This is a genomic window from Acinetobacter sp. YH01025 (assembly GCF_013420185.1).
Lineage (GTDB): Bacteria > Pseudomonadota > Gammaproteobacteria > Pseudomonadales > Moraxellaceae > Acinetobacter > Acinetobacter indicus.
Genome location: NZ_VOYR01000009.1, coordinates 1 through 26,988 on the forward strand (window position 1 = coordinate 1; position 26,988 = coordinate 26,988).

Here is a 26,988-nt window from a genome sequence, read left to right on the forward strand (position 1 = left end):
GAACTCAACCATTTTAGCTAAATCCTTGTTTATCAACAAGTTTTTATCAACATCACCGCCGATGGATGTGCATTATAGAGCAAATAAAACCTGACGCAACCCCTATTTTTAATTATTTTGGGAAATACGACACAACTGTTTATTTATTCAACAAAAATACACTTATTTTTCTTTTTTCACTAAAAATGGGACCGGATTGGCCAAATGATCACCTAATTTTTCTGCCTGATTTTTTTCCTGCCATTTTAAGGCGCGACAATCAATATATTCACAATAGCCGCCTTCGCCCTGTTCTTCGACATCATTTATTTTGACCTGATAATGAAAACTGCCGACATAACCTGCAGCCAAGCCAAATTTAAAATCCCCGCGGCTTTGTGCCTGAATATGGATACGCGTGCCATCTGCACCGCTGTAACACCATTCAAATTCACGCGGCAGATACATGCTTTGCCGGTTTGGAGTCATCACCGCCGGATAAACCCGGTGTACTTTAAAATATACGCCTTCATCAAATAGCCGGCTTTGACCGCTGCTCAGGTCACGCAAATACATCCGCGACTGCAAAATCCGGTTAAAGCGGTCCCGCACTTGGGCCAGTAATAACTGCCGTTGTTGCTGCAGATTAATCACCTGATAGGTAAAAAAGGCTAAAGGTAGATAAGGAAAATTAATGGCTCGCGCATATTCAAAGCTGCCGAGTTGCTGGATCTGATAATGTTGCTGTTTATATTGAAGCTGTCCACTGCATTCACACAGCAAAGACCAGTGATCGGCCAGCCCCATGCGTAGCTTGGCAAAATAGGAAATCACCGGGGTAGTACGAATCTTCAGATCAAAACTGAGTTCAGAATCCAGACGTTGGACCCGAAACTCCGGAAAATGTCCTTCCAGCTGTTCCCGGCCACCAAACTGAAACAGTGCCGGCTTGAAATAACATTCTTTTTCCACTGAATAACTGCTGAGCTGCCCCACCATATGTGGACTGGAACTGACCAGTACCGTAGCAGTATCCAGCGGATGGGTTTGAATCGCGCTGTCATTACGCAGCATCGGGGCATTTGGCTGCCCAATCAGGCTCAGGAAATTAAGATAATGTAAGGGCGCGGGCAAATTGGGAATCATCAGCCCTTGATGAATAATTTTATATTTCTGGTTCGGGGCGTGAAAAGGCAGCTGCTCAAGCTTGAGTTGATGTGGAGCTTGATTCAGTTGTTTGGATCGATCGAGAAAATCTTGAAACATCTGCATAGCAAGCTCCTGGGTGTCATCTTGTTATGATTCGGCGGTTTTTCTCGCCATATAAGTGGTCACAAAACCTGATAATGCATAGATGATAGAAATCACCAGAATACCGACCGGAATATTATAGGTCATGGCCGCCAGTACAAAAACTGCTATCGGCAGCACAATAAACGGCACCCGCTTACGGTCCAATGTCTTAAAGGAATAATATTTAATATTGGAAATCATCAGCAAGCCAACCACCACAATAATCACGGCGTTGATGATCTGAATACCAAAGTCCTGAATATTATAAATTTCAGGAAAATCGCGGCCGACCCAGACCAGCGACACCAGCATTAAAGCCGCCAATGGACTGGCTACACCAATAAAATAACGCTTATCAACCACGCCAATCTGCACGTTAAAACGCGCCAGACGGAAAGCCGCACAGGCGGTATAGACAAAACAGCAGGCCAAGCCAATCCGGCCCAGATCATTCAGGCTCCAGCTATACATTAAAATTGCCGGGGCCACACCAAAGGCCAGCATATCGGACAAGGAGTCAAACTGCTCACCAAACGGACTTTGCGCACCAATGGCACGCGCAACACGACCATCTAAACCATCAAATAAGGCCGCCAGGAAAATGGCATAAATGGCCTGGCTATATTCGCCATTCATGCTGGCAATAATTGAATAAAAGCCCGACAGTAAAGCCGCGGTGGTAATGAGATTAGGCCACAGGTAGATGCCACGGCGTTTGACCTTTTGCCCCTCGCGGGTACGTTCCTCTTCCACCACTTCAAATGTGATTCCATCGTAATCATGTTCACGCGTCACGGAATCACCCTCGGGCTTCGGTGTGTTTATCATTATTTTATTCCTAACTCTAACCTAATCTCTGTTGTGACTGCTTGGGTTATTCGCCAACCAGCCAGCGTACTGCTGCATGTCCACCATTGTCCTGCATGCGTAAATGCGGGAATAACCATTGTAAGGCTTCATCTGCATCTTCAGAGAATTTCCAAGGTGGATTGATCACCAGTAAACCACAGCCATTCAAGCCAACCGGGGTATCATCTGGCCAGACACAGATTTCGCAAACCAGCTGACGGCGAATGCCCGATTTGTACATTTTCTTTTCAAAACGTTCAATCATGGCGCGGTCTTTAATTGGATACCACACCGCAAACACGCCTGTTGGCCATTTTTTATAGGCCGCGACCAGCAGTTCTACCAGCTGCGGGAAGTCTTTACGTTCCAGCTCATAAGGCGGGTCAATCATGACCAGACCGCGTTTTTCTTTCGGTGGAATCACCCCAAGCAGACCTTCGTAAGCATCACGTTCATGCAAGCCAGCACGACGGTCACGGATATTGCTGCGCAATTGCTGAAAAACATCACGCTGCATTTCAAACACCGTGGCTTTATCCATCTCACGCATGCCTTGTAAGGCAAACCATGGTGAACCCGGATAAGCACCCTTGCCATCCGTCTCGCGCATCTGCTCGACCAGATTCAGATACTGCTTCACGCCTTCCGGTGCATTGCGGATAATCGAGTCATCCAGTTTGACCAGACGGTGAATACCATTTAAGAACTCACCCGACTTCTGTGCAGGTGCTAAAGATAAGTCGTATTTGCCTGCACCGCCATGTGTATCAATATAGCGATAAGGTTTATCTTTGGCATTTAAACGTGTCAGTAACTGAAGCAAAAGCACATGCTTCATGACATCGGCAAAGTTGCCTGCATGGAAATGGTGACGGTAATTCATGTTTCTTTAATTCCTGAAATCAACCGGTATTTTAGCATGAAAAAAAGTTTCATTCAGAGGCTTATCTTGCTCTAAAATAGTTCCCCCGCTTTTTTATCCTTGTTCGAGTTTTGCCTATGCAAACACATTCTCTACCACCATCCTGGAATCTGGCACAGATATTCAATGATCTGGATCAATCCGGTTATGCCCTGATTGATGATGCCTATCCACAGGATTATGTACAAGCTTTGGTAGCAGAATGTACCGCACATTTGAATGAGTTTCGTAACGCAGCCATTCAAAACGGTGTGGTCAGCCAGATTCGCAGTGATCATATCTTATGGCTGGATTCAAGCCTGCCGGTTGCCGAGCAGCATACCCAAACCTTAATGGCGCTGGCCGAGCAATTAAATCGTGCCTTTTTTCTGGGCATTAAGGAAGTCGAAGCCCATTTTGCCTGTTATAACGCCGGCGAATTTTATGCCCTGCACCGCGATAATCCGCAAGGTAAAAATGGCCGGATGATTTCCTGCGTCTTTTATCTGCATGAACAGTGGCAGGCCGATTGGGGCGGTGAATTACGCTTGCAGGACAAACAGGGCGAATGGCAGATCATTGCGCCACAGCCCAACCGGATGGCCTTATTCCAAAGTGATTTGCTGCATGAAGTGCTGCTCTCCAAACAGCAGCGCCTTTCGATTACTGCCTGGCTGCGTAGTGATCCACAGTTGTGGTGATCCTTTAAATCCTGGCAAGTGGCCTCATATAAACCGTATTGTGAACTGAGGATTGTGCCGATGCGTGATACCACCCAACCGATTATTCAGCGTATCGGTGAAACTGACCAGCTCTATTTACAGGGCAACACCCCGGAACTGGCGCTGGAACGTGCTTCATTACGCCTAGAACTGGTGATGCTGAGTCAGGTCCGTCAGGAGCAGACCTATTTCCTGCAAGAAGCGATTGTATTGCTGGAGCAGGGCCGGGTTGAATTTGAGGAAATGCCGCTGTCCTTATATTTAAATCTGTCCTTAACCCTGGCCAAGGCCTATATGCTGTATTTTGAAATCAGCCAGGAAACCCGCTTTGCCTTAATTACCCAGCAGATTCTAAAACCGCTGACCAATTATAATCATGGCGATATTTACCTGTTTCTGGCCTATGCCAGCGCAGCGAAAAAAGAAAATGCCCTGACTCAGCACTGGCTGACCAAATACCGTAAAACAGCCGAGTTTGATGCCGATGTACTACGTGAACATACTGCCTTTGAACACTGTCATGGTCAAAGCTGGTTTGTGCAGCTGATTCAGCCGCGTTTACACTAAAGCTCAGCACGAAAAAAATATTTAACAACAAAAATGCCTCATTGATTGAGGCATTTTTTATGGACTACAGAAACGCTTGAATCTTCAGGCGGGATTAAGCGGTTTGGGCTTTATAGGCATCCATATGTAATTGTTGATTCAATTCATCGACCCAGATCGCCCAGTCATCATCCTGGACCAGATGACTGATTAATAAAGCACGCTGGGATTTATTCCAGAACGGCGCATCATGCAAAGAAATATGGGAAGGCAGTTGATGGGTACGTACATAAAGTTCAATGGCCGCCGGACTATTGGCTAAACCAAGTTGAGAAAATAATAGAGCTAAGGATGGTGTGTTGTGATTGAGCATCTCGCCCTCCTTATATATCAGATAAATTGTAGTTATTTATCCATCTAACTTATAAGATAAAGCAAAAAAAACCTAGTCTTTGCGACCAGGTTTGTTGTTTCAATTTGTGATTAAAGTTCGCAAGAGCCGGAAAGCTTATGTTCGGTATGTAATTGCTCGTTTAAGACATCAATCACGATGGCCCATTCATCATCACTTTTCCAGTGACTGATAATGAAATCGTGCTGGGCCTTGCTCCAGAATGCGGCTTTATGTAGGGGAATATCGGAAGTTAATTGATGGCTTTCAATAAATTGATCAATGGCTTCTGAACTGGACTCTAGACCCAGCTGCTCAAATAACAGTTCTAATGTGGGTTGCTGATCAAACATGGCGCCCTCCTCAGCATTTTTTTACTGTATTGTAGCTTTACGTTATAAGAATTCTGCACAAAAGCACAGCCTTGTGACTGCGCTTGTTGTATTTTTTTGTACCAAAGCATGTAAGGCGGATGAACCTGATTGAACTGGCTCCGGCTTATTGCGCCAGCTTGTCGCTTTCAACGTGTAGTAACTGGTTTAATTTGTCGATAATCACAATCCACTCATCATCCTGATGCCAGTGTTCGCGTAAAAAGGCGCTTTGTCCCTCACTCCAGAATCCAGCATCGGGCAAGGTCACTTCTGCCGGCAATTGATGGGCACGCACAAATTGCTCAATAGATGCTTCGTCTGCGGCTAAACCCAGTTGTTCAAATAATAATTCTAAGGTCGGCTGTTGTTCGAGTACCATGGAATGACTCCGTATTTTTCTAGGCGAAGTCCATAAACTAGCAAATCCGGAACAGCATTAGGGCTACAGGCCGATGTATTCTTGTTATGTTTTGTGAGGTTTGTCATGGCGCTGATCAATACAACAATCCATACAGCTGCATAAAAAAAGCACCCCAAATGGAGTGCTTTTTCTAACTTAGTTCAACACTAAATTATTTCACCATGTCAGCAATTGCTGCACGTTCTTCTTCAAGCTCGTTTAGCGTGAAGTTGATACGCTCACGGCTGAATTCGTCGACTTCAAGACCTTGAACGATCTTGTATTCGCCATTTTCGCAAGTTACAGGGAAACCGAACATTACGCCTTCAGGGATACCGTAAGAACCATCAGAAGGAATACCCATGGTTACCCATTCGCCGTTTGTGCCAAGCGCCCAGTCACGCATATGGTCGATTGCAGCGTTTGCAGCAGAAGCAGCAGAAGACAGACCACGCGCTTCGATGATTGCAGCACCACGTTTACCAACAGTTGGAAGGAATACGTCTTTGTTCCATTCAGCATCGTTGATTTTGTCTTTCAAGCTTTCGCCGTTTACGTTCGCAAAACGGTAGTCAGCATACATTGTTGGAGAGTGGTTACCCCAAACTGTCATGTTTTTGATGTCAGAAACTGCAACACCAGCTTTTTGAGCAAGTTGAGTCAACGCACGGTTGTGGTCAAGACGTAACATTGCTGTGAAGTTCTTCGCTGGAAGATCTGGAGCAGATTTCATTGCGATGTAAGCATTCGTGTTCGCAGGGTTACCTACAACAAGAACTTTAACGTCACGGCTCGCAACTTCGTTCAGCGCTTGACCTTGACCGATGAAGATTTCACCGTTGACTTTAAGAAGGTCAGCACGTTCCATACCTGGACCACGTGGACGTGAACCAACTAAAAGTGCATAGTCAGCATCTTTGAATGCAACTTTAGGATCATCAGTACCGATCATGCCAGCCAATAATGGGAAAGCACAGTCGTCAAGTTCCATCATTACGCCTTTCAGCGCTTGTTGAGCTTTCTCAACAGGAATTTCTAATAATTGAAGAATAACTGGTTGGTCTTTACCCAACATTTCACCGCTAGCGATACGGAATAATAGGCTGTAACCAATTTGACCAGCAGCGCCAGTAACGGCAACGCGAACAGGTTGCTTCATGTAATTATCTCCAGTTGAGAGGATAGTTAATGCGATTAAATAGCTGTTCTATCTAATCTTAATAATCATAAACGGCAAAGATTGTACTCCAATCCTTTGTCAGATGCATGTAAAAGGCTATGGATTTCAACAAAAGTCTGATAGGAAATATAAATAAAATGCCGAAAAACGTCGGGTTTTAGTATGAACCTTTAATAATAAAGGCCGATGGACACTGGGTTTCCACGCTACTGCTGCACTGTTTATAGCGCCCATTCGGGCTATAGCAGATTTTCAATTCAGTTAAATAACTTTTGGCCTGATGCGAAGTGCACTGAAAGTGAATGCTCTTGGAATGCATGCCCGGATTCAGGCGAATAAACAGCCGGTTCAGTTCATTCTGCTGCACCACGGTAGTTTCCTGACCGGTCAGCACCGCCGGGACTTTCAGCCGGTCGGCATAGTTAATGATGGTACGGAAATACTGGCTGGCATTCATCGGTACGCAGCCACCAATACCCTGCCACAATTGCACCCGGGCATGTTCATCGGGCATGACCCGTGCCACCACTTTGGCCTGAATGGGAGACAGTTTGGCTGAAGAGCTGGTTTCGCAGTCACGACGGGAGGTTTCCGGATACAGCCCGGTAATATTCAGCGAGTAGCCTTGCAGGCATTTCCGCTGCTTGGCGCGGTTGCTGTCAAACATGCACACGGCGGGTGTCATTTGTACATCCATGACATAGCCCTGCACCGTGGCAGCACATGCAGCACTACTGAGCAATACCCCCGCCCCACCCGAAATCAGGATGAGGATTCCCGCTGGCTGCCCCCCGGCTGTCAATTTCTTCATTCTCAAACTTAGCACCTTCTCGTGTCGTTTTGAGTCCCATCCTCCTGCATCCATGCAGGAGACACCCCATCTTGTTTACTGCGTATTGCGCATTGGAATCTGCTGCATACGTTTACTGATTGATTGCGCGCCCTGACCCAGCAATAATCCATAGTGCGTGGCATTGGTCATGACGTGTTTAACGTAATCGCGTGTTTCCAGCAACGGAATGGATTCGGTATATTGATCCGCTGCCATGTTTTGAAATTCAGGCTGCCAGCGACGGGCACGGTTTGGCCCGGCATTATAGCCCGCAGTTGCTAAAACCGAGTTATTACTAAGCTGACCCTGGATGGTCGACAGATAAAACGTGCCATAACGAATATTGGTATTCATATCGGTGAGTGCCGCCGGATTATAGGTTTCCCTCATTTGGCGGGCAATTAAACGCGCGGTATCCGGCATAATCTGCATTAAACCACCCGCCCCGACATGCGAACGCGCCGTAGTCACAAAACGGCTTTCCTGACGCATCAGGCCATAGGCCCAAGCCGGATCAATCCCGGCGTTCTGGCTGTGGCTGACCACATAATTCTTGTGCGGCATAGCATAACGGTACTGATAGTTATGCTGCTTGGTGGTGCGGTCTGCCGCATAAATGGCCCGGTCATACCAACCCATATCGGTGGCGCGTTTGGCTGCAGCCAATAACAGACCATCATCATGTTTTAAATAGGCCTGACGCACAGCCCAGTTCCATTCACGGTTAATATAACTGGCCGGTGCATTAATCTGGCGCAAGGCAAAGGCGCGTCTAAAGTGAATATCCTGATTTAAACGCTGCATATCCTGCGAACTTGGCTCACGGCTCACAGGAATCGAAGAATAGCTGTATCCGAGCTGATCTTTGGCCAGCAAATTGTGGTAATCATCACCCTGAGCCAAACGTTTATAAATCGCGTCAGCACTGCGTTTTGAAGTGGCATCGCCACGCTGCTCAGAGGCACGCGCCAGCCAGTACTGCCAGCGGTCTTCCTGCTTTTGCGACACGCTCATGGCATCAATCGCGCGAATTACACTTTCCCAAGCACCAAAACGAATCGCCTGACGGGCATAAATTTCCGCTTCTTCCGGGCTAAATGGCAGTCCATAGCTGGCATCCAGCGCATTCAGTACTTCACGGTTAAAATTGTTCTTCATGACGGTGGTGCCGCCAATATAGCCCACAGCACGATACAAGGCGCGCTGCACCGACTGCGGGGTACCTTCTGCAGCACGTTTCACCGCAGATAGAGCCGAGTTCAGGTCGGTATCGGCCAGGCGGCCCAAGGCATAAATCAGATAAGCCTGATCTTCAGCACTGGCTTTTGGTGCAGACCATAAATAGTTAAGCGGATTGGCCTGAATGCTATTCAGCTGCGACAGACTCAGGTTTAAACCTAGTCCCTGTGCAGTGGCAAGCGCCTGTCCGGATTGGCCGGCACGCAGCTGCACCCACAAACGCTGCTGTTTATCTTCCTGGGTCATCAGTGGGCTGGATAACATCATCCGGCCCAGACCGGTACAGGATTCCGGCTGCGAATTGGTGGTTAGCCAGACATCTTTAAATTCGGCAAAAACCAGCGGATCACCCGACTGGGCACGCACCTGCGCCACGGCACAGCTTTCGGCACGGTCGGCATTGGTCACATACGGCAGCACTGATACAGCATTGCTAAAATCGGCCTGTTTGACTTTTTCTTCGACATAATCGGCAGCCAGTTTTTCTGCCATGGCCGACTGTGGATAACGCTGGGCAAACTGCACAATCGAAGCGGGTGACTGAGTGGCCAGATTGGTATTTAAAATCCAGTATTCCGGATAATAGCCGAGCACATCATTTTGCATGGCACTTTGATATTGCTGCAATAAAGAGAGGTTACTGGTATTGGCTGCCCGCAGCGCATCATTAAACTGCTCTTCGGCTGCGTACAAGGTTGGGAAAATGCTCAGTGATGCCAAACCTAACACAAGCTTTTTGCAAAAAATTCTTTTCTTTTCAGTCCATGTGCGCATGTGCCTATTTTCAGTCATTACTTCGCCTCTCCTCTCTTACCGCAATATACTAAAACAGTTTCATTATTCTCAAACACCTCAATTGTTGTGTTATGTAACCTCATGATTAAACAATATTAATTTTCGAACAATTTTAATTGATAAATCAATCTTCTGCTTCCCTCATTTAGGGCTATAAGTTTATACCCAGTTCCTGTTAAAATACGCGTTTTTCTATCACCTCTGCCGTTCAAACATTTCAGAACGGACGATCTCGATTTTATCCTTCAGGAGCCTACATGACGGTTCAAACCTTCATTCCAAATGGTGCCAAAGCTGCCTCAGAAAACACTGTTACCCAGCCACAGCACACCCCAGCCGACGGTTCAGTGAAAAAGCTGTACATCGAAACGCAAGGGTGTCAGATGAATGAGTATGACAGTCATCGTATGGCAGATCTTTTAGGCGATTCTCACGGCTATGTGCTGACCAGCAATCCGGCCGATGCCGATATCCTGCTGATGAACACCTGTTCCATCCGCGAAAAGGCACAGGAAAAAGTGTTCTCGGAACTGGGCCGCTGGCGCAAACTGAAAGAAAAAAATCCGGATCTGGTGATTGGCGTGGGTGGCTGTGTTGCTTCTCAGGAAGGTGACAATATTCAAAAACGTGCGCCGTATGTCGACATGGTGTTTGGCCCACAAACCTTGCACCGTTTGCCACAAATGCTGGATCAGCATAATGATCAGGTTGAAAAACCGAAAAAAGAAAAAATCAAGCTGGTGGATATTTCCTTCCCGGACATTGAAAAATTCGACTTCCTGCCAGAACCGCGCGTCGAAGGTTTTAAAGCCTTTGTGTCGATTATGGAAGGCTGTTCCAAATACTGTTCTTTCTGCGTGGTGCCCTATACCCGTGGTGAAGAAGTTTCACGTCCACTCGATGACGTACTGGCGGAAATTGCCGGTTTAGCAGAAAAAGGTGTGCGTGAGATTTCACTGCTCGGTCAGAACGTGAATGGTTACCGCGGTGAAACTTTTGACGGCAACATCTGTACCTTTGCTGACCTGTTGCGTTTGGTCGCCGAAATTCCGGGGATTGGCCGTTTACGTTATACCACTTCGCATCCGCTAGAATTTAATGATGACCTGATTCAATGCTACCGCGACTTGCCACAAATGGTGTCGCATTTGCACTTGCCGGTACAAAGTGGCTCCAATGATGTATTACAGGCCATGAAGCGTAACCACACCATTGATGTTTACATCGAAAAAATTGCCAAGTTACGTAAAGTGCGTCCGGACATGCATTTGTCTTCTGACTTTATTATTGGCTTCCCGGGCGAAACCGACGAGAACTTTGAAGAAACCTATCAGTTTATTCAAGATATGGACTTCGACCATTCGTACAGTTTTGTCTATTCAAAACGTCCGGGCACCCCGGCGTCTGAACTGCCGGACAACACTCCGGAAGATGTCAAAAAAGAACGTCTGGCCAAAGTGCAGCAATGGATTAAACAGTCCAGTATTGACAAAACTGATGCCATGCTCGGCACCGTGCAACGTGTGTTAATTGAGAGCGTGTCGAACAAAGATCCGAATGTGCTGGTCGGCACGGCGGACAATACACGTTTGGTAACATTTATTGGTGATCCGGCTTGGGTCGGACGCTTTGCGGAGATTGAGATTACCGAGATTAAAACTTTAAATTTAGTTTATGGTGAACTCTTGAATCTTGAACCAGACGTGGCGTAATGTAAGGAAACAATACGACTACTTCTGAATAAGGAATTCTCTTGACTGCAGCAATTCGACGTACAGTAAATTTTCCTGGCATTTCAATGGAACGTCTCAAAAGCATGCTCGGTGCTTATAACGGCCACTTGAAACAGATTGGACAGCGTCTAGATGTGCAAATTTCTCATCGAGGTGATGCCTTTTTTATTGATGGTGAAATAGATGCAGTTGAGAGAGCCGAGCTCTTGCTTCAGCGTTTATATGAAGAATCGGAAAATTCCAGCCAGATTAGTGCCGACACCTTACACATGATGATTCAGGGCAGCCAGACTGACCGTGAATTGCAGATTGATGAAGAGCAGGAACATACCGGTTTAGATGCGGTCTGGTTACAGACCCGCAAAGGCCGGATTAACCCGCGCGGTGCCAACCAGAAACGTTATGTGCAGCGTATTTTACAAAGCGATATTTCGTTCGGGATTGGCCCAGCAGGAACCGGTAAAACCTACCTGGCGGTAGCTGCAGCCGTCGATATGCTGGAGCGTAATGAAATCCAGCGGATTTTACTGGTTCGCCCTGCGGTTGAAGCCGGTGAAAAACTCGGTTTCCTGCCGGGTGATTTAACCCAGAAAATTGACCCGTATTTGCGCCCGCTGTATGACGCGTTATATGAAATGCTCGGCTTTGAAAAAGTCGCCAAGCTGATTGAACGTCAGGTGATTGAAGTCGCGCCGCTGGCCTATATGCGTGGTCGTACCCTGAACCATTCTTTTGTGATTCTGGATGAAGCGCAGAACACCACACCAGAACAGATGAAAATGTTCCTGACCCGTTTGGGCTTTGGCTCACGTGCCGTAATTACCGGTGACGTGACTCAGGTCGATTTACCGCGTGGTCAGCAGTCTGGTCTGGCGCATGCCCTGCGCGTGCTGGAGCACGTCAAGGAAATTCATATTACCCGTTTCCATTCACGTGATGTGGTGCGTCATCAACTGGTGCAGAAAATTGTTGAAGCCTACGAAGGCTGGGACAGTGAGCAACAACGTCTGAGTGCAGAAGCCCGTGCCGAACGCAAAGCCCGTCAGGAAGCGCTGATTGCAGAAAACGATGCCAAGGCCGATGCGCAGGACTAAACTGATCTAAGGATATATTTTGAAACTGAGTCTTTCTCTACAACAGGATGTTCAAGCCCCTGAACTGGTCTTGAAACGTGGCTATATCAAAAAAGTTGTAGAAACCACCTTGCGACATATTGGCACCCAAAGTGACTGTGAAATCGGGATCGCCTGTGTCGACAATGAAGAAAGCCATAAACTGAATCTGGAATATCGCCAGAAAGACAAACCGACCAACGTGCTGTCTTTCCCAAGTGAACTGCCCGATGAAATGGCCGAATTTCTTGATGCCTTCCCCATTGGGGATTTAGTGATCTGTATTCCGGTGGTGCTACGCGAAGCGAATGAGCAAGGCAAAGCACCGCTAACCCATTTCACCCATATGCTAGTGCATGGCACCTTGCATTTGATGGGTTATGACCATGAAACTTCAGATGAAGATGCTGAAGAAATGGAAGGCATTGAAATTGAAATTCTGGATAAGCTCGGTTTTGAAAACCCGTATTTAGAACGCGATTAAAGTAAAAAATGAAGAAGCGGGCTTAGGCTCGCTTTTTTTATAGGGTTTATTTTATGATGAGATGAATAAAAATAGATAAGCCACAATCATGAAATACGTTGTTATTTTTAAAGCGAAAATTAAAACACTTGATCCTCTGTATTTTGCCACAGCACAGCAGTTACGTCAGAAAGCCTTAAGCCAATTCCGCTGCATTCATTTTGAAGCATTAACAGAAGGTTTATCTGAAATCGCCCTATCCTATTGGCATGATCTTTCAGATATACACGCTTGGCATTTAGATGCGGAACACCAAGTCGCACAACAACTCGGACATAACACTTGGTATGAAAATTTCAGTGTTGAAGTTTGTGAAGTATTACGTCACTACAAACGCTAGCGCACCTCAAACTCCGCCTCAGCCGGGTCAAAACGCCAGGTCCGGATAATGCGTAGCTCGGAAATATCTTTCATCTTGGCATCAAAGGCACCAAAAGGAGCAGCTTTACGCACAGAAGCCTTGGCAGCTTCATCCAGCATGGTATGCCCCGAGCTTTCAATTAAACGAATCGCACGAATCCCACCGTTGGCATTTAAAATCACCATTAAACGCACCTCACCGGCCAACTGTTGCTGCTTGGCCGCTTCCGGATAATAACGGTTACCATAAAATTCGACTTTCTGACGGAATCTTTCCAGATAACCGGCTGCGACATCCTGCTTGGCCTGAATTCCATCTACGGTTTTAATTTTCTGCTGACGGCTGAAATTTTGCTGACGCTGTAAATACTGCGCTTCCAGACTGGCCACCATCGCCGCTTTGGCCTGAAACTGGCTGTTTAATTCTTCCAGCGCTTTTTTACGCTGGTTTTCCGCCGCCTGCTTTTGCCAGCTTAAGGTGGTCATTAGCACTTTTTCTTCAAAGCTCAGTTCACGCTGCTGCTGCAAACGCTCCAGACTTTCCAGCTGCTGATCACCGGCACTCTGTTCAATCATTGGTGCGAGCATATCGCTGGACATGCGGTGCGCTTCCCGGAAGGTGCCAGAACCCTGCTGGTCGGCCTGTGCTAAAAAGTCGGCATCCTTAATTTCGGTGGCACTTGGTCTTAAGCTGACTGCAATTTCCTTGACCGCGGCATCGCTTTGCTGTGGCATGACAAATTGCACCGTTAACACAGCCAGATGCGAAAGTGCCGCCAGCGTCAGTACGGTGCCAAATAGTGGATCTTTCCACCACTGCTGCGTCAAAGGTGCAAAATGAAATTTCTTTAACATCACATTAATCCGACAAAATCGCGGATTCCCCAAATCGTATAAAACGAGATAAAATAAGACTGGTTTTTACTTTTGAAAAAAAGCGAGACACTCGTCAACATGTCGTGTCACGATAAATAAAATCTTGAAAATGGTGCAGTTTATTTTGCTAAACTGCAAGCTTCAATTGGCGTATTTTTAATACAATTCGACAAGATCTCTGCAAAGTTAATAAAGATTAACCCATTGGAATGCCCTGTATGTCCCCTCTTATCTCTCTCATTTCAAAACGTTTACGTCAGATGTATCAGAAGGCTGAAGGATTTATTGAAGATGAGCGCGAATTTCCAATGTCTCAGGTTTTTCTGAATGCGACCTTTCAGCGCTTTGTCACCGACAATGTCAAAATGCTGAAAGACTTACATGCCGATTTACATGACGACTGGCTGCGTCTGTATGCGACCCTGGACTACAACGGGCTGTATATTACTTTGTCGGTAGATTTGAAACTGGTGCAGATGGAACTGAATAAAAATGTCCAGCTGATTGTATTTGAACAGATTAGTGATACCCAGGTGATTGAAGCCAAATATCCAAGCATCCTGCATAAGCTGGGTGTGCGGTTTGCGCTGTTCTTCTATCAGAAAGTGCTGAACAAAGATCCACTGGGCATGATTCTGCAAAAACTGAATGTGATTAAAGTTAAAGATGATCTATTACATTTAGACCTGAACCGCTGGCTGGGCAAGAACCGCTCGATCATTGACACTCTGGGCAAAGTGCATGTCAATCATGCGGTGTTGCGTGAAGCCGAACTGGTGGTCATGGGCAATGTCAACCTAACCACCCTATTTCGAAAAATTGCTGAAGATCGCGATCGTGAAGAAGCCGAAGAAGCACAAACGGCCACAGAAGTGACGCCCATCAAACAGAAAAAGAGCTAAAAGCTCAAACAGAGAGATTGCAGATGCCGATCAGGATTGCTACACAAGCGTTACATAAAGTGCATATTTGCAAATTTTCTCTTCATCATTCAAGCGCATAATAGAACAAAGCACAATGTGCGCTTATTTACAGCAATAGGAAACAATTTACTTATGGCTAAACACGTATTGAAAACGATGGGCATGGCAGCGGGAGTTTCGACTGCACTGTTATTTGCAGGGTTCTCAAACCAGACTTTTGCCATGAGTCCATTCCAAGCCAGTTATCAGTTCAGCTATAACGGCAAAAACCTTGGCTCTGCGACCCGAACCTTAAGCAAATCCGGCAATCAGTGGAACTATGTTTTTGCCGCCAAAGCCGGCGGGATTGCTTCGGCCACGGAAACCAGCCGCTTCACCTTTGAAAATGGCAAAATTGGTTCTTCCAGCTTTAGCCGCAGCAGCAAAATCCTGATTCATAACAACACCATGAGTATTCACTTTAATCCGGCTGCGAAAAAAATTAATACCAAAAAAGACAAAGAGTCGCGTTCATTTGCCTGGAAAGCCGGTGTACTCGATGAGCTAAATGCCGAATTGCAGATTCGTGAAGACTTAAAAAATGGTTCGCTCAAATCGACCTATTACCTGGCCGATGCCAAGGAGGTCGAAGCACGTAAATTTGTACGCCAAGGCAGTGAAAGCGTAAAAACCAATTATGGCACCTTTGACACCATTAAAGTGGCGATTAAGCATGACAAGCCGGGCCGTGAAACCATTTTCTGGTTAGCGCCAAAACTGGACTACTTACCGGTGAAAGTGACCCATCTGGACAAGAAGAACTCTTATGGCCTGCTGTTAACCGGCTATAAAGGCCCAACAAGTTAATCATTTTCTCGATTTTTGCTTGCATTTTTTCAGGTGCTTTTTAAAATACGCTTTTGCTTTAAAAAGCACCTGCTGTTGAGGATTCTCCCGTGCACGCACTAGAACAGAAAATCTTAGCTGAAGGTATCGTTCTGTCTGAAGAAGTTCTGAAAGTCGATTCTTTCCTAAACCATCAAATTGATCCGGTCATGATGCAGCAAATTGGTCAAGAATTTGCGCGTTTGTTTAAAGATGCCGGCATCACCAAAATTATTACCATTGAAGCGTCAGGTATTGCACCGGCAGTCATGGCAGGTTTAGAGCTGGGCGTTCCCGTGATTTTTGCACGTAAATATCAGTCTTTAACCCTAAAAGATGACCTGTATCGCTCTAAAGTGTTTTCATTCACCAAACAGGTCGAAAGCACCATCGCGATTTCAAACAAGCACATCAGCTCAAGCGACAAAGTGCTGGTGATTGATGACTTTCTGGCCAATGGTCAGGCGGCTTTAGGTCTGGCTGACCTGATTCATCAGGCCCAAGCGGAAGTGGTCGGTATTGGTATTGTGATTGAAAAATCCTTCCAGCCAGGTCGTGACCTGCTCCTGGAAAAAGGCTACCGGGTTGAATCTCTGGCGCGTGTGAAGTCACTGGCCAATGGTACGGTTGAATTTGTTCGCGACTAAGACTTTGTCTGCAATTTATATCTAAAAGAGCACTCAGGTGCTCTTTTTTTTATGGCGATGTGATTTACAAAATTCTCTACCACGCTCCAGACCGAATGGCTTAGCATAAGCCTAACGGCAAATTCTGAGCGTTTTGACCAAGGTCAGCTAACGCCTTTTGTCCTAAGCTATTGGCTCTTTGGATTGACCCAGCATTTTTAGAAGGCACTCTACACTCATGACACAAGACAATCCGTTGATGGAACACAGTATCGTCTGTCCGAAATGTGGCTCAAATCAGGTTGAAAAGCGCAACCACGAACAAAACTTACAAAAAATTGGCGGAGTATTGCTCGGGTCGGCCGGAACAGCAGCCGGAACTGTCGGCGGGGCCGCCTCCGGTGCCTCTTTAGGCGCTGCCATAGGCACCGTGGCCGGACCGTTGGGGGTGATTATGGGCGGTACCATTGGTACCTTTGTGGGTGCAATTAGTGTTGGGATCACTGGCGGCTTTTTAGGGCATCGCTTTGGTAAAAAAGCAGGTGTAATTGTCGACCAAAATATCTTTCTTGATTTTCATTGTCTGAAATGCAAACACCGTTTTAAAGAACAAATCAAACCTAACCAATCTTAAACATACCAAACACAGATTTTCATATAAAAAAGTGCTGTATAAAACAGCACTTTTATCACATCTTTTTATTATTTTACTTGCACATTTTCGGCTGCAATTACTGGCTTTTGAGCTGCTAAATATTGAACTTCTGCAGGTTGTTTTTGGGCTTGTTGTTCTTGTGGGAAGTTCAGACTATGCACAATTTCAGTTGCAGCTACGCTCGACCACGAGCAGCCTAAACTCAATACAACTATACCGATTAACGTTAACTTATTCATTTCCACTTTTCCTCAATCTCTCATTATTACAGCAGTCCATTGTGCTTGATACATATACCTGCACGAAAAATGCTGTGTGAACCGTGACAGAAAACTCTGCTTTAAAAGTGGCTATTAAATGTGAAAAGTGAAAGACTGAATATCACTACAAATAGTGATTTTGCGTGAAAAGTAATTAGTTTTTTCGTGAATAAAAATATTCAAACCGCTGCAGCCAATGAAGCTCAAATACAATCAAGGTGTAAAACATTCTGTTCGTTTTACACCTGAGTTAATGATTCAGAAGATTACATTCCCTGTAACTTTTTCACCATTTCGCCTAAACGTTGCCCTTGTGCTGCACACAAGATTTTTTCATCCTGACTTAAACTCTGGTCATGACGCGGGCCACTGACATGCGATGCACCATACGGTGTACCGCCGGTTTTGGTATTGGATAAAGCCGGATGAGCATTGCTGAGTCCCATAATCATCATGCCATGATGAAATAACGGCGGTAGCATGGTCAGCAAAGTGCTTTCCTGGCCACCGTGCTGTGAACCGGAAGAAGTAAATACACAGGCCGGTTTATCGTGCAGGGCGCCGCTTAGCCACAGACTGGTGGTCTGATCCCAGAAGAATTTCATTTCCGAGGCCATATTGCCAAAACGGGTCGGCGAACCAAGCGCAAGACCAGCACAGTTGGCCAGGTCATCCAGGCTACAGTAAATATCACCTTCGGCCGGAATACTCGGCTCGGCAGTTTTGACCACCGCGGCAATATTCGGTACTGTACGTATTTTTACCGCTACGCCTGCTGCCTCTACCCCGTTGGCAATCAGATGGGCCATTTCACGGGTGCTGCCATATTTGCTGTAATACAGAACTAAAACATAGGGTTGCATAATGTTATCTGTAGAGTAAAAAAGAAAACTATACGGTATTTTGCTGTATTTTTGGTTAAGCTGGCACAGGAAAACACAGAAAGATCACTAAAAAAATCGAGACTTTAGCCGCATGATTGTTGAGTATTTAAAAAAGCTGCCCTTTTATGACCACCAGTGGTTTCAATTCGTGCTGTTTGTATTACGCCGTTTTGAAGCAGACCGCTGTCGTGAACAGGCCGGCTCGCTCACCTATACCACACTGTTTGCGGTGGTGCCAATGCTGACGGTTTTTCTGGTCATCATCTCCTCGATTAAAGCTTTAGAACCGGCGCGTCAGCAGTTACAGCAGCTGATTTACAGCAACTTTCTGCCCAAAACCACCATCGCCTTTGATAAGGCCCTGAATGCCTTTACCGATAAATCCAGCAATCTCACCATTATCGGGATTCTGTTCCTGTTCATTACCACTGTACTGATGCTGACCAGTATCGAAACTGCCTTTAACCGGATTTGGCGGGTAAAAGAAACCCGAGGCGGGATTATGGGCTTTATGCGCTACTGGACCATTATTTCGCTGGGGCCGATTTTACTTGGCAGCGCCTTTGTGCTGTCATCTACCGTTGCCTCGATGAATGTACTGAGCAATAACTTTGCCGGTTATGAGGTCAACGGTGCTTTTATTCTGTGGATCATTTCCTTTTCCCTGACCATTGTCGGCTTTTTTATTCTGTACTGGACCATTCCCAACCGCAATGTGCCGATTAAAGCCGCGCTGATTGCCGGCGTCTTTAGTGCGGTGGTGTTTGAGGCATTAAAAAACCTGTTCGGCTTTATCATGTCGAATTTCACCAGTTATGAAATTGTCTATGGCGCCTTTGCTGCCGTGCCGATTTTCCTGCTGTGGATTTTTCTGTCGTGGAATATTATTTTGCTGGGCGTGGAAATCAGCTTTGCCCTCACCGCTTTTAATTCCGGCAAAGACCAGAAACGCCATCCGATGATTATGCTGCTGGACCTGCTGGAGCTGTTTTATCAAAAACAGAAAAAAGGCGAAAGCGTGACCGAGCAGGAAGCACTGGAAGTACTGGGCCGCGATGAAATTGGCCGTTTACCGAATTATATCTGGATGCTGGAGCAGCAAAACCTGATTAAACGCACCGATAACGATGAACTGGTGCTGGTACGAAATTTATCGCAGGTCAATTTCTGGAGTTTTTATACCCAGCTGCCTTATCCTCTACCACAGCGCAAAGATGTCGGCAATATTCATCCGGATGATGAATGGATGCAGAAACTCGGACCGGCGCTGATTGAGGCCGATGACTATCTGGCAGCCAAGCTGTCGATTCCATTGTCGAAAATTTTTGAAGAAAAATAGAGGTAGCACCTGCTGATCTTTAAGGCCGGGAAATAAGCGCCAGCTAAGCGGAAATTTCGCTGGTGCTTTTCCAGCAGATCAGCGCACCCAGACTGACCAGACTACAGCCGAGCCAGAACACCCAGCCAGGCTGTAGCTGCAACAGCCACATCGAGATCAATGAAGACAGCACTGGAATAAAATAGGTGGCCAGAATTAGCAGCTGAATACGGCCAAACTGAATACTCTGGTTCCAGTTATGATAGGCCATCCCAATCAGGGCACCGGCCAGCACAATCCATCCCCATAGCGAAAGGCTTGGCCATTGCCATGGCTCATCCAGTCCTACATGCAGCGCCCACAGCAAACCCGCAGTCACCACAAAAAACAGTGACACTGCATTGCTGCCTTGGGCATAGGCTCGGGTCAGCGCCCCGTAGCAGGGCCATAACAAGGCCGCTAAAAATGCCAGACTATAAGCCAACGGATTTTCCGTCAGTACGCTCCAGAGCTGGGCCAAGTTCCAGATCTCCGGATTGACCACCAGCATCAAGCCCAGTACGGCCAGCAAAAAGCCTGGAATTACCGCCCAGTGATAACGCAGCTGTTTGGCCAGAATCGCCAGCACAATACTCAGCGGCGGCCACAGATAATTGATCATGGCAATCATCAGCACCTGTTCGCGCTGTGTCGATAAAGCAATCGACAGCAGGAACAGAATTTCATAGCTGACAAATAATGCCCCACTCCCCCAGAGATAGATTTTCGGCATCTGGCTAAGTTTGGGCCAACCTTGGTGCAGCAGAATCACCAGCGCACTGACACTATAAATAAGCGCAAGTGCCAGCACCGGACTGAGCTGCTCACTAATCAGCTTGACCACACCTACTAGGCTGGCCCAGATCAGCAGTGAGCTCAAGCCCAGTGCAGTAAAGCGTTGTGATTGGCTCAGCATCAGGCCACGCGCCGCTTGAACCAGCCCTGTGCGCTGACCATAACCACGCCCAGCATCACCAGGATAGCACCCATAATAAAGCTGTGTTCCAGTTGCTCACCCAGCAGCCACACGCCGAACAGCACCCCAAATAATGGGGTTAAAAAAGAAAATACCCCCAAGCGTGAGGCCAGATAGTTTTTCAGTAACCAGAACCAGATTAAATAACTGGCAAAAGAAATCAGAATGGCATGAAACAACAGGCTGCCAATAGCGACCGGACTCCAGTGCACCACCGCCTGTCCGGACCAGTAGGCCAAAGGGAATAGCACGATAAAACCGCCCAGCAGCTGATAGAACAAGGTTTGGGTGGCTGGTGCTTCGGCCAGCGGGGTTAAGCGCACCGCTATGGTAGTGGCCGCCCATAAAATACCGGCACATAAAGCCAGAAAGTCGCCATAGAGCATGGAACTGGTTGCGGCACTGAGCTGACTGTCACGCCCCAAAAAAGTCACCACAATGCCCAGAAAAGCCAGCAGAATACCGCTCCATTGCAGCAGGGAAAGCCGTTCACTGGGCAGCTTCCAGTGCAGGCCTAAAGCTACAAAAATTGGCGCGGTATACAGCAGCACCACGGTATGGGAGGCCGAGGTAAAGCGGATGGCTTCAGCCAGCATAAAAAATTCGGCGGCAAATAGCAGCCCGACCAGCAAGCCCGGATACAAATACGTCGGTGTCCATAAATGCACACCTTGAGCCAGCCGGATTAACGGCCAGACCAGCAGCGCAGAAATCCCGGAACGCAGCGCCATTTGCATTAGCGGTGAAATATCAGGCGCGGCAATTTTTAGCACCACCTGCTGCAGTCCCCAGAAAATACACAGCACAAACATTATACTGGCTGCTCTGGCATCCAGTGCCTGTCGTTGTTTCACCAAAATTCCTTGAAAATTCTCGTTTTTCCCTAGCCTACCTTAATTGAATTGGCAGGCATTTAAAATATGTGCTGCACGCTTTTCCTGCAATTTACACATAAACAGCTGCCATAAAAAAACGACCCGTGATGGGTCGTCCTGAGTCTGGCCTGTCACGTTTAGTTATCGCTGACAAAGGCAATATCACTGAGTCCGGCTTCACTCGCACGTGACATTACCTGGGCAACGGTATCATAACGGGCATCTTTGTCGGCACGTAATTGTACCGTTGGCTTACGTTCCTGCTCGCCTGCCGCATTTAAACGGTTTTCCAGCTCATCCAGACTGATGATCTGATCATCCCAGGCCACTTCACCCGAAGCATTAATGCTAACGGTAATCGCCTGTGGTGGTGGATCAATAATTTCTGCCGTGGTTTCTGGCAAGGTTAATGGTATTGATGGGTTGGCAACGGTCGCTGTCACCAGGAAGATGATCATCAAGACCAGCATAATGTCGATGAGCGGAATGAGGTTCATCTCATTCATGCCGCTATCGTTGTCTTCACCCAATTGAAATGCCATTAAGCCTGACCTCCCACTAAACCTTGCTGTGCAGTTTTCACTTCAGCCTGAGCGGTCGCAGAATCCTGCTGCAGCATGGTGTCAATTAACAGGTTGTGTGCATGATCTTGCAGTTCATGTGACAAGGTCCGGTTAAAACGGCTACAGATGTTATAGGCAATAACTGCTGGAATTGCGACAGCCAGACCAAAACCGGTCATGATCAGTGCTTCACCGACAGGCGTCGCCACTTGAGCAAGGCCAGCCTGACCGCTTTTACCCACCGCTACCAGCGCGTGGAAAATCCCCCATACAGTACCAAACAGACCGACAAACGGTGCCAGCGATGCAATAGTTCCGAGTACCGATACGCCTTTTTCTGCAGAGGCTTTTTCTGCCGAAATCTGGCGTAACAGCGCCTGCTCTGCCACGGCCTTGCGCTGTTCAAAACTTAAAGGCGCAAATTTGGCTTTCAGGCTGTTCAGCGCTTGAGCGAGTTGAGCATAGGCTTGCTGTTTAAGTTGGCGGGTGCCCATCAGACGCAGCACAAAAATTGTCCAGGTCGCAATCGACATTGCCAGTAACACGAAATACAGTGTTTTGCTGACTGCATCTGCATGTTGCCAATAAACTGAAAAGTTCATACTCGAACTCCTGATTAAAGTTAGCCGTTAGGATTCAATGTCAATTCAAAGGGTTGCTCGGCACGAATTGGATAAGCAACGCCATTTTCCTTGTACGGTTTGAATTTTGCACTACGCACAGCGCGTAAAATCTTTTCATCTAAAGCAGCAATGCCGCTTGAACGGGTAATCCGCGCACTGGTAATTGAGCCTTTTTCATTGGCTTCAATTAAGACCACAACGCTACGGGTTTCACCCTGTAAATCTCGGTTGGTATACGATGGTTTTGGTGAGCGGCTCCACTGCACGCCCGAGCCCCCAATTGATACCGATTTGGTTGCTGGCACAGCTGGTGCAGGCGGCGCTACTGGCGCAGGCTGTACCACCGGTTGCGGTGCCGGTTTCACCACTTTGGTTTCAGAAACCGTGGTGGTAACGGTTGGCGTTGGCTGCGGCGTTGGCTCAACCGGTTTGACCACAGGTTTTGGCGCTTCGGCCTTTTTCACCTGCTGGACTTTTTCCACTTTTTTCGGTGGTGGTGGCAATGGTTTTTCAACCACCTTCACTTCTTTGACTTCTGGTGGCTTAGGCTGTGCCGGTTTTGGTTCTGCTTTTGGTTGTGGCGGTAAAGGTTTTGGGGGTTCCTGAATTTTGACAAAGCGGACTTTTAGCGGCTCCTTGTCAATCGGTTTCAGTTCCGGTGATTCCATCTGGCTAACCGCCCACAACACCCCGATATGGCCAATAACCACGGCCACCAGTGCAGACAGCACTTTCTTTTTCATGGGATGAGGAGATTGCATCATGGGAGTAGAAGATGGACTCATTAAACTCAGTTACCTTAAAGAGGTGATAGCCAGTTTCAGATTTGACCTATCAAGCTCATCGGTTAGCACAATTAAAGTACCGCAATGATAAATGAGAAGTGTTTTCATTTGCAACAATTAATTTGGCTATTTTAATGGCTTTTTCAAATAATCAATAAAAAAGGCATACTAAAAGTATGCCTTTAAATCTGCTGATTCACAACAACTTATTGGAATACCACTGTTTTATTGCCATCGACAATAATCCGGTCTTCCAGATGCCATTTCACTGCACGCGCCAGCACGTTACGCTCCACATCCTGACCCAGTTCACGCAGCTGCTCGACCGTAAAATCGTGGCTGACACGCTCCACATCCTGCTCGATAATCGGGCCCTGGTCTAAATCCGCGGTCACATAGTGCGCAGTTGCCCCAATCAGTTTCACGCCTTTGTCATAGGCTTGCTGATACGGGTTGGCGCCAACGAAAGCTGGCAGGAAGGAATGGTGAATATTGATCACTTTCATTTCCCATTTGCTGACAAATTCTTCATCCAGAATCTGCATATAACGTGCCAGCACCAGTACATCATTGCCCTGCATCAATTCATCAATTTTGGCATAGGCTTCGCGTTTATTTTCCTTGTTAACCGGCACCACTTCAAATGGAATACCAAAGTTCTCAACCGCTTCACGTAAAGTTTCGTGATTCGACACCACTTTGGTGATTTCACACGGCAGACCACCACGCGCATGACGCCATAACAGTTCCAGCAAGGCATGATCGACTTTAGACACTAAAATACCGACCTTTTTCACATCGGCCACCAAGGCCAGACGCCATTGCATTTCATAACGCTCGGCCACATTGCTGGCAAAGGTCTGGATCAGGCTTTCACGACGGCTTTGCAGATGATCCAGCTCGAATTCAACGCGCATGAAATAACGCCCGCCCTGAGCTTCAGTCGCGTATTGATCAAGTGCGGTAATATTTGCTCCCTGATGATACAAAAAGCTCGATACAGCCTGCACGATACCTGGCTTATCCTCACAAGTAATCAGTAAACGTGCAGTATTCGCAGTCGTCATATTCATGTTGGTTTATATCACTAATCAGTTAAATTGAAAAAATAAGCCGGCTATTCTAGCGCGTTTCCTTAACAGACTAAATAGGGGAATCAGTTTCTGTATTCTTGCTTGAAGATAAGCTGGCAAACAGTTCCGATGAACCCAGGGTCTGTAACAGGCCTTCATAGGTTTGACGGCTTTCACCACGCAAATACGCCCCTTCCAGGAATACCATCTGACGCAGCGCCTGCCAGACCCACTTCTCTTCCAGCGTATTCGAGTCGGTAATATGCCCCGACATATACAGGAAGTTGGTCCAGTTGGTCAGCACAATCCACAGGTTAATAATTAAGGCTTCAATTTCCGAGTCGGTCATTTCCATTAAACCGGCTTCCACGAAAGCTTTATAAATTTTTTGTCCCTGCTGCATCACCTGTCCGGCAAAACGCGGATACATTTTGCGGAAATCTTCGTTATTTTCCACCAGATGATAGACATCCCGATGCAAAAAGCGGTAGTTCCATAACTGGCTGCTAAGGACCTGAAAGTAATGAATCTTATCGTTGGCATCCAGCGGACGGTCATCTGGCAAGGCCAGCATGCTCAGGGTTTCGGCCTGATACTGCTCCATCAGCTCTTTAATAATTTCGTTTTTATTGCGGAAATGATAGTACAAATTACCCGGACTCATACCCAATTCAGCTGCAATATGATTGGTCGTCACGACACGTTCGCCACGTTCATTAAAAAGTTGCAGGCTTAACTGCAAAATACGTTCTTTGGTTTTCACCGTTTTCGAGTGTGACATCCTAAAGTAACCATTCTTTCAAACTGTTAAGAAACTAACAGATAAAGTAACTTGACTATTTAGAGTAAATACTCTAAAAACTAAATTAATTGATTCAATCGAATGGTAACACGCCATGAACAGTCAAACAAAAACAACTTCGATGACCACTCCCGACAGCACGCCCCATAACCTTGATGCACAACGTTTACATGATGTTCTGGCCCTGCAGAAATACGCCTATCAGCGCTATCCGCTGCCAACCGCCAAAGAACGGATTGACCGTCTGGCACGGTTAAAACGGGTGCTGGTTAAATATCAGGATCAGTTTGCCGAAGCAATTAATGAAGACTATGGTAACCGTTCGATGGGCGAGACCAAAATTGGCGAATTACTCACCTGCCTTGAACATATCAAATACTACAGCAAAAACCTCAGTGGCTGGATGAAACCATCCAAGCGACATGTCGGAATTATTCATCAGCCGGCCAAAGCCTGGGTGCAATACCAGCCTTTGGGTGTGGTCGGCATTATTGCACCGTGGAATTATCCGCTGTTACTGTCGGTCGGTCCGTTAATCTGCGCTTTAGCAGCCGGCAACCACGCCATGATTAAAATTTCCAGTGCCTCGATGCATTTTGGCCGTGTGCTGGAAAATGCCATTGCTGAAGCTTTCCCGCAGGAACTGGTGGCGGTCATTACCGGCGGCGGTGCGATTTCCGATACCTTTAGTCATCTGTCCTTCGATAAAATGATTTTTACCGGTTCGACCAATGTCGGTAAAACCGTGATGGCGGCGGCAGCCGAAAATCTGGTGCCGGTGATTTTAGAGCTGGGCGGTAAATCGCCCGTGCTGGTGCATCCATCAAGTGATATGGCCGATGTTGCCGAGCGGATTGCGGTTGGTAAACTCTGGAATGCCGGACAGACCTGCGTGGCACCGGACTATATGTTCCTGCCTAAAGGCAAAACCGCCGAATTCCTGGGTCATTATGAACAATATATTAAGCAGATGTATCCAAGTCTGCGCGACAATCAGGATTACACCTCCATTATTAATGACAAGCAGTACAACCGGCTGCAGGGCTATTTAGACAATGCCCGTGAACAGGGCGCCCAACTGATTGAAATCAATCCGCAAAATGAACTGCTGGACGATGTACGCAAAGTCGCTCCGACCGTACTGACCGGGGTCACCACCGAAATGCGCATCATGAAAGAGGAAATTTTCGGACCACTGCTGCCCATCATGGAATATGAACAAATTGATGATGTAATCGAGTTTATTAATAGCCGTCCGCGTCCACTTGCATTATACTACTTCGACTTTGATCAGGCGCGTGCCGACTATGTCGCACAGCGTACCCATTCAGGGCATTTCGGACAAAACATGGTACTGACCCATGTCGCACAGGATGACTTACCATTTGGTGGTGTCGGTGCGTCAGGGATGGGCAAATATCATGGTCCCGAAGGATTCTTCAGTTTGTCGCATGAACGCTCGGTGATGTCTAATCCGAAGCTGTATAGCTTGAAATACATCCTGCCGCCGTTCAATAAGCCGATTCACAGACTAATTTCAAAGATGCTTCTTCGCTAAATGATCAAGGCATGAGCTATTAGCATGGCTCATGCTGCGTTTTCCTGAAAATCGCTTGT

Annotated in this window: 31 protein-coding genes; 12 read left to right on the forward strand and 19 right to left on the reverse strand. The window is 46.9% G+C overall.

The window, feature by feature from the left end; all coding sequences use genetic code 11:
• Positions 1 to 162: 162 nt before the first annotated feature.
• From FTT89_RS09980 to FTT89_RS09990, 3 genes are read right to left on the reverse strand one after another with little or no spacing between them, the layout of a single operon-like run.
• Positions 163 to 1,251, reverse strand: a complete 1,089-nt coding sequence (locus FTT89_RS09980) for a DUF6670 family protein (RefSeq protein WP_180006789.1) — start codon at positions 1,249 to 1,251, stop codon at positions 163 to 165.
• Positions 1,252 to 1,275: 24 nt separating this feature from the next.
• Entirely contained in the window at positions 1,276 to 2,100 is an 825-nt protein-coding gene (gene pssA, locus FTT89_RS09985) for a CDP-diacylglycerol--serine O-phosphatidyltransferase (protein ID WP_016659558.1), read from the reverse strand.
• Between the two features lie 46 nt (positions 2,101 to 2,146).
• The gene (locus tag FTT89_RS09990) at positions 2,147 to 3,004 is read right to left on the reverse strand and encodes a 23S rRNA (adenine(2030)-N(6))-methyltransferase RlmJ (RefSeq protein ID WP_005182209.1); all 858 of its coding nucleotides are present in this window, start codon (positions 3,002 to 3,004) and stop codon (positions 2,147 to 2,149) included.
• Between the two features lie 116 nt (positions 3,005 to 3,120).
• Between FTT89_RS09990 and FTT89_RS09995 the strand changes: the two genes are divergently transcribed.
• Both FTT89_RS09995 and FTT89_RS10000 read left to right on the forward strand, forming a co-directional pair.
• Positions 3,121 to 3,723 carry a 2OG-Fe(II) oxygenase gene (locus tag FTT89_RS09995; protein WP_005182206.1) on the forward strand — a complete coding sequence of 201 codons (603 nt, stop codon included), beginning with the start codon at positions 3,121 to 3,123 and terminating at the stop codon, positions 3,721 to 3,723.
• Between the two features lie 60 nt (positions 3,724 to 3,783).
• Positions 3,784 to 4,311: a hypothetical protein gene (locus tag FTT89_RS10000; RefSeq protein ID WP_005182203.1), complete on the forward strand. Its 528-nt coding sequence runs from the start codon at positions 3,784 to 3,786 to the stop codon at positions 4,309 to 4,311.
• A gap of 94 nt (positions 4,312 to 4,405) precedes the next feature.
• Here the strand turns inward: FTT89_RS10000 and FTT89_RS10005 are convergent, their stop codons facing one another.
• The 6 genes from FTT89_RS10005 to FTT89_RS10030 all read right to left on the reverse strand — a co-directional run bounded on the left by FTT89_RS10005 (position 4,406) and on the right by FTT89_RS10030 (position 9,498).
• Positions 4,406 to 4,663, reverse strand: coding sequence for a DUF2789 family protein (locus tag FTT89_RS10005; protein ID WP_005182199.1), 258 nt, complete (start codon positions 4,661 to 4,663; stop codon positions 4,406 to 4,408).
• A 110-nt stretch (positions 4,664 to 4,773) separates the two neighbouring features.
• Positions 4,774 to 5,034 (reverse strand): DUF2789 family protein, encoded by a 261-nt coding sequence (locus FTT89_RS10010; protein ID WP_005182196.1) that lies wholly within the window; start codon positions 5,032 to 5,034, stop codon positions 4,774 to 4,776.
• Between the two features lie 145 nt (positions 5,035 to 5,179).
• Positions 5,180 to 5,434, reverse strand: a complete 255-nt coding sequence (locus FTT89_RS10015) for a DUF2789 family protein (RefSeq protein WP_005182193.1) — start codon at positions 5,432 to 5,434, stop codon at positions 5,180 to 5,182.
• 193 nt (positions 5,435 to 5,627) lie between these two features.
• Positions 5,628 to 6,614, reverse strand: coding sequence for a malate dehydrogenase (locus FTT89_RS10020; protein ID WP_180006788.1), 987 nt, complete (start codon positions 6,612 to 6,614; stop codon positions 5,628 to 5,630).
• 178 nt (positions 6,615 to 6,792) lie between these two features.
• A complete protein-coding gene (locus FTT89_RS10025; protein WP_045796419.1) occupies positions 6,793 to 7,446 on the reverse strand; it encodes a ribonuclease I in 654 nt (217 codons plus the stop codon).
• A gap of 75 nt (positions 7,447 to 7,521) precedes the next feature.
• A complete protein-coding gene (locus tag FTT89_RS10030) occupies positions 7,522 to 9,498 on the reverse strand; it encodes a transglycosylase SLT domain-containing protein (RefSeq protein WP_373684730.1) in 1,977 nt (658 codons plus the stop codon).
• Between the two features lie 260 nt (positions 9,499 to 9,758).
• Here FTT89_RS10030 and miaB point away from each other — a divergent pair, with 260 nt between their 5' ends.
• The 4 genes from miaB to FTT89_RS10050 all read left to right on the forward strand — a co-directional run bounded on the left by miaB (position 9,759) and on the right by FTT89_RS10050 (position 13,209).
• Positions 9,759 to 11,213, forward strand: a complete 1,455-nt coding sequence (gene miaB, locus FTT89_RS10035; protein ID WP_005182171.1) for a tRNA (N6-isopentenyl adenosine(37)-C2)-methylthiotransferase MiaB — start codon at positions 9,759 to 9,761, stop codon at positions 11,211 to 11,213.
• Positions 11,214 to 11,254: 41 nt separating this feature from the next.
• Positions 11,255 to 12,328, forward strand: a complete 1,074-nt coding sequence (locus tag FTT89_RS10040; protein WP_016659561.1) for a PhoH family protein — start codon at positions 11,255 to 11,257, stop codon at positions 12,326 to 12,328.
• A gap of 19 nt (positions 12,329 to 12,347) precedes the next feature.
• A complete protein-coding gene (gene ybeY, locus FTT89_RS10045) occupies positions 12,348 to 12,830 on the forward strand; it encodes an rRNA maturation RNase YbeY (RefSeq protein WP_005182166.1) in 483 nt (160 codons plus the stop codon).
• Positions 12,831 to 12,918: 88 nt separating this feature from the next.
• Complete coding sequence (locus tag FTT89_RS10050) at positions 12,919 to 13,209, forward strand: antibiotic biosynthesis monooxygenase (protein WP_163169943.1); 291 nt, start codon at positions 12,919 to 12,921, stop codon at positions 13,207 to 13,209.
• Here the strand turns inward: FTT89_RS10050 and FTT89_RS10055 are convergent.
• On the reverse strand, positions 13,206 to 14,084 hold the full coding sequence (locus FTT89_RS10055) for an energy transducer TonB (RefSeq protein WP_180006786.1): 879 nt from the start codon (positions 14,082 to 14,084) through the stop codon (positions 13,206 to 13,208). The genes FTT89_RS10050 and FTT89_RS10055 overlap by 4 nt on opposite strands.
• Before the next feature lie 239 nt (positions 14,085 to 14,323).
• On the opposite strand from FTT89_RS10055, the gene FTT89_RS10060 reads away from it, so the two are divergent.
• The 4 genes from FTT89_RS10060 to FTT89_RS10075 all read left to right on the forward strand — a co-directional run bounded on the left by FTT89_RS10060 (position 14,324) and on the right by FTT89_RS10075 (position 17,152).
• Entirely contained in the window at positions 14,324 to 15,007 is a 684-nt protein-coding gene (locus FTT89_RS10060) for a hypothetical protein (protein WP_016659565.1), read from the forward strand.
• 153 nt (positions 15,008 to 15,160) lie between these two features.
• A complete protein-coding gene (locus FTT89_RS10065) occupies positions 15,161 to 15,874 on the forward strand; it encodes a DUF3108 domain-containing protein (RefSeq protein WP_005182145.1) in 714 nt (237 codons plus the stop codon).
• Between the two features lie 89 nt (positions 15,875 to 15,963).
• Positions 15,964 to 16,539, forward strand: coding sequence for a xanthine phosphoribosyltransferase (locus FTT89_RS10070; RefSeq protein ID WP_005182137.1), 576 nt, complete (start codon positions 15,964 to 15,966; stop codon positions 16,537 to 16,539).
• A 217-nt stretch (positions 16,540 to 16,756) separates the two neighbouring features.
• Entirely contained in the window at positions 16,757 to 17,152 is a 396-nt protein-coding gene (locus tag FTT89_RS10075) for a hypothetical protein (protein ID WP_016659567.1), read from the forward strand.
• A gap of 68 nt (positions 17,153 to 17,220) precedes the next feature.
• Here FTT89_RS10075 and FTT89_RS10080 read toward each other — a convergent pair whose 3' ends face one another.
• Together FTT89_RS10080 and wrbA are read right to left on the reverse strand one after the other, a co-directional pair.
• A complete protein-coding gene (locus FTT89_RS10080; RefSeq protein ID WP_016659568.1) occupies positions 17,221 to 17,412 on the reverse strand; it encodes a hypothetical protein in 192 nt (63 codons plus the stop codon).
• Between the two features lie 287 nt (positions 17,413 to 17,699).
• Complete coding sequence (gene wrbA / locus FTT89_RS10085; protein ID WP_016659569.1) at positions 17,700 to 18,296, reverse strand: NAD(P)H:quinone oxidoreductase; 597 nt, start codon at positions 18,294 to 18,296, stop codon at positions 17,700 to 17,702.
• 112 nt (positions 18,297 to 18,408) lie between these two features.
• Between wrbA and FTT89_RS10090 the strand changes: the two genes are divergently transcribed.
• The gene (locus tag FTT89_RS10090; RefSeq protein WP_005182132.1) at positions 18,409 to 19,656 is read left to right on the forward strand and encodes a YihY family inner membrane protein; all 1,248 of its coding nucleotides are present in this window, start codon (positions 18,409 to 18,411) and stop codon (positions 19,654 to 19,656) included.
• 43 nt (positions 19,657 to 19,699) lie between these two features.
• Here FTT89_RS10090 and yddG read toward each other — a convergent pair whose 3' ends face one another.
• The 7 genes from yddG to FTT89_RS10125 all read right to left on the reverse strand — a co-directional run bounded on the left by yddG (position 19,700) and on the right by FTT89_RS10125 (position 25,350).
• Positions 19,700 to 20,590, reverse strand: a complete 891-nt coding sequence (gene yddG, locus FTT89_RS10095) for an aromatic amino acid DMT transporter YddG (RefSeq protein WP_160241633.1) — start codon at positions 20,588 to 20,590, stop codon at positions 19,700 to 19,702.
• Complete coding sequence (locus FTT89_RS10100) at positions 20,590 to 21,504, reverse strand: DMT family transporter (RefSeq protein WP_127799009.1); 915 nt, start codon at positions 21,502 to 21,504, stop codon at positions 20,590 to 20,592. The genes yddG and FTT89_RS10100 overlap by 1 nt, the downstream gene beginning before the upstream one ends.
• A 158-nt stretch (positions 21,505 to 21,662) precedes the next feature.
• A complete protein-coding gene (locus FTT89_RS10105; protein ID WP_005182129.1) occupies positions 21,663 to 22,067 on the reverse strand; it encodes a biopolymer transporter ExbD in 405 nt (134 codons plus the stop codon).
• A complete protein-coding gene (locus tag FTT89_RS10110; RefSeq protein ID WP_005182127.1) occupies positions 22,067 to 22,690 on the reverse strand; it encodes a MotA/TolQ/ExbB proton channel family protein in 624 nt (207 codons plus the stop codon). The genes FTT89_RS10105 and FTT89_RS10110 overlap by 1 nt, the downstream gene beginning before the upstream one ends.
• Before the next feature lie 20 nt (positions 22,691 to 22,710).
• A complete protein-coding gene (locus FTT89_RS10115; protein WP_016659573.1) occupies positions 22,711 to 23,496 on the reverse strand; it encodes an energy transducer TonB in 786 nt (261 codons plus the stop codon).
• Positions 23,497 to 23,702: 206 nt separating this feature from the next.
• Entirely contained in the window at positions 23,703 to 24,569 is an 867-nt protein-coding gene (gene purU, locus FTT89_RS10120; protein WP_005182122.1) for a formyltetrahydrofolate deformylase, read from the reverse strand.
• Positions 24,570 to 24,639: 70 nt separating this feature from the next.
• Positions 24,640 to 25,350, reverse strand: a complete 711-nt coding sequence (locus FTT89_RS10125; RefSeq protein ID WP_005182118.1) for a TetR/AcrR family transcriptional regulator — start codon at positions 25,348 to 25,350, stop codon at positions 24,640 to 24,642.
• Positions 25,351 to 25,465: 115 nt separating this feature from the next.
• Here FTT89_RS10125 and FTT89_RS10130 point away from each other — a divergent pair, with 115 nt between their 5' ends.
• Positions 25,466 to 26,929, forward strand: coding sequence for a coniferyl aldehyde dehydrogenase (locus FTT89_RS10130; RefSeq protein WP_005182115.1), 1,464 nt, complete (start codon positions 25,466 to 25,468; stop codon positions 26,927 to 26,929).
• Positions 26,930 to 26,988 lie beyond the last annotated feature (59 nt).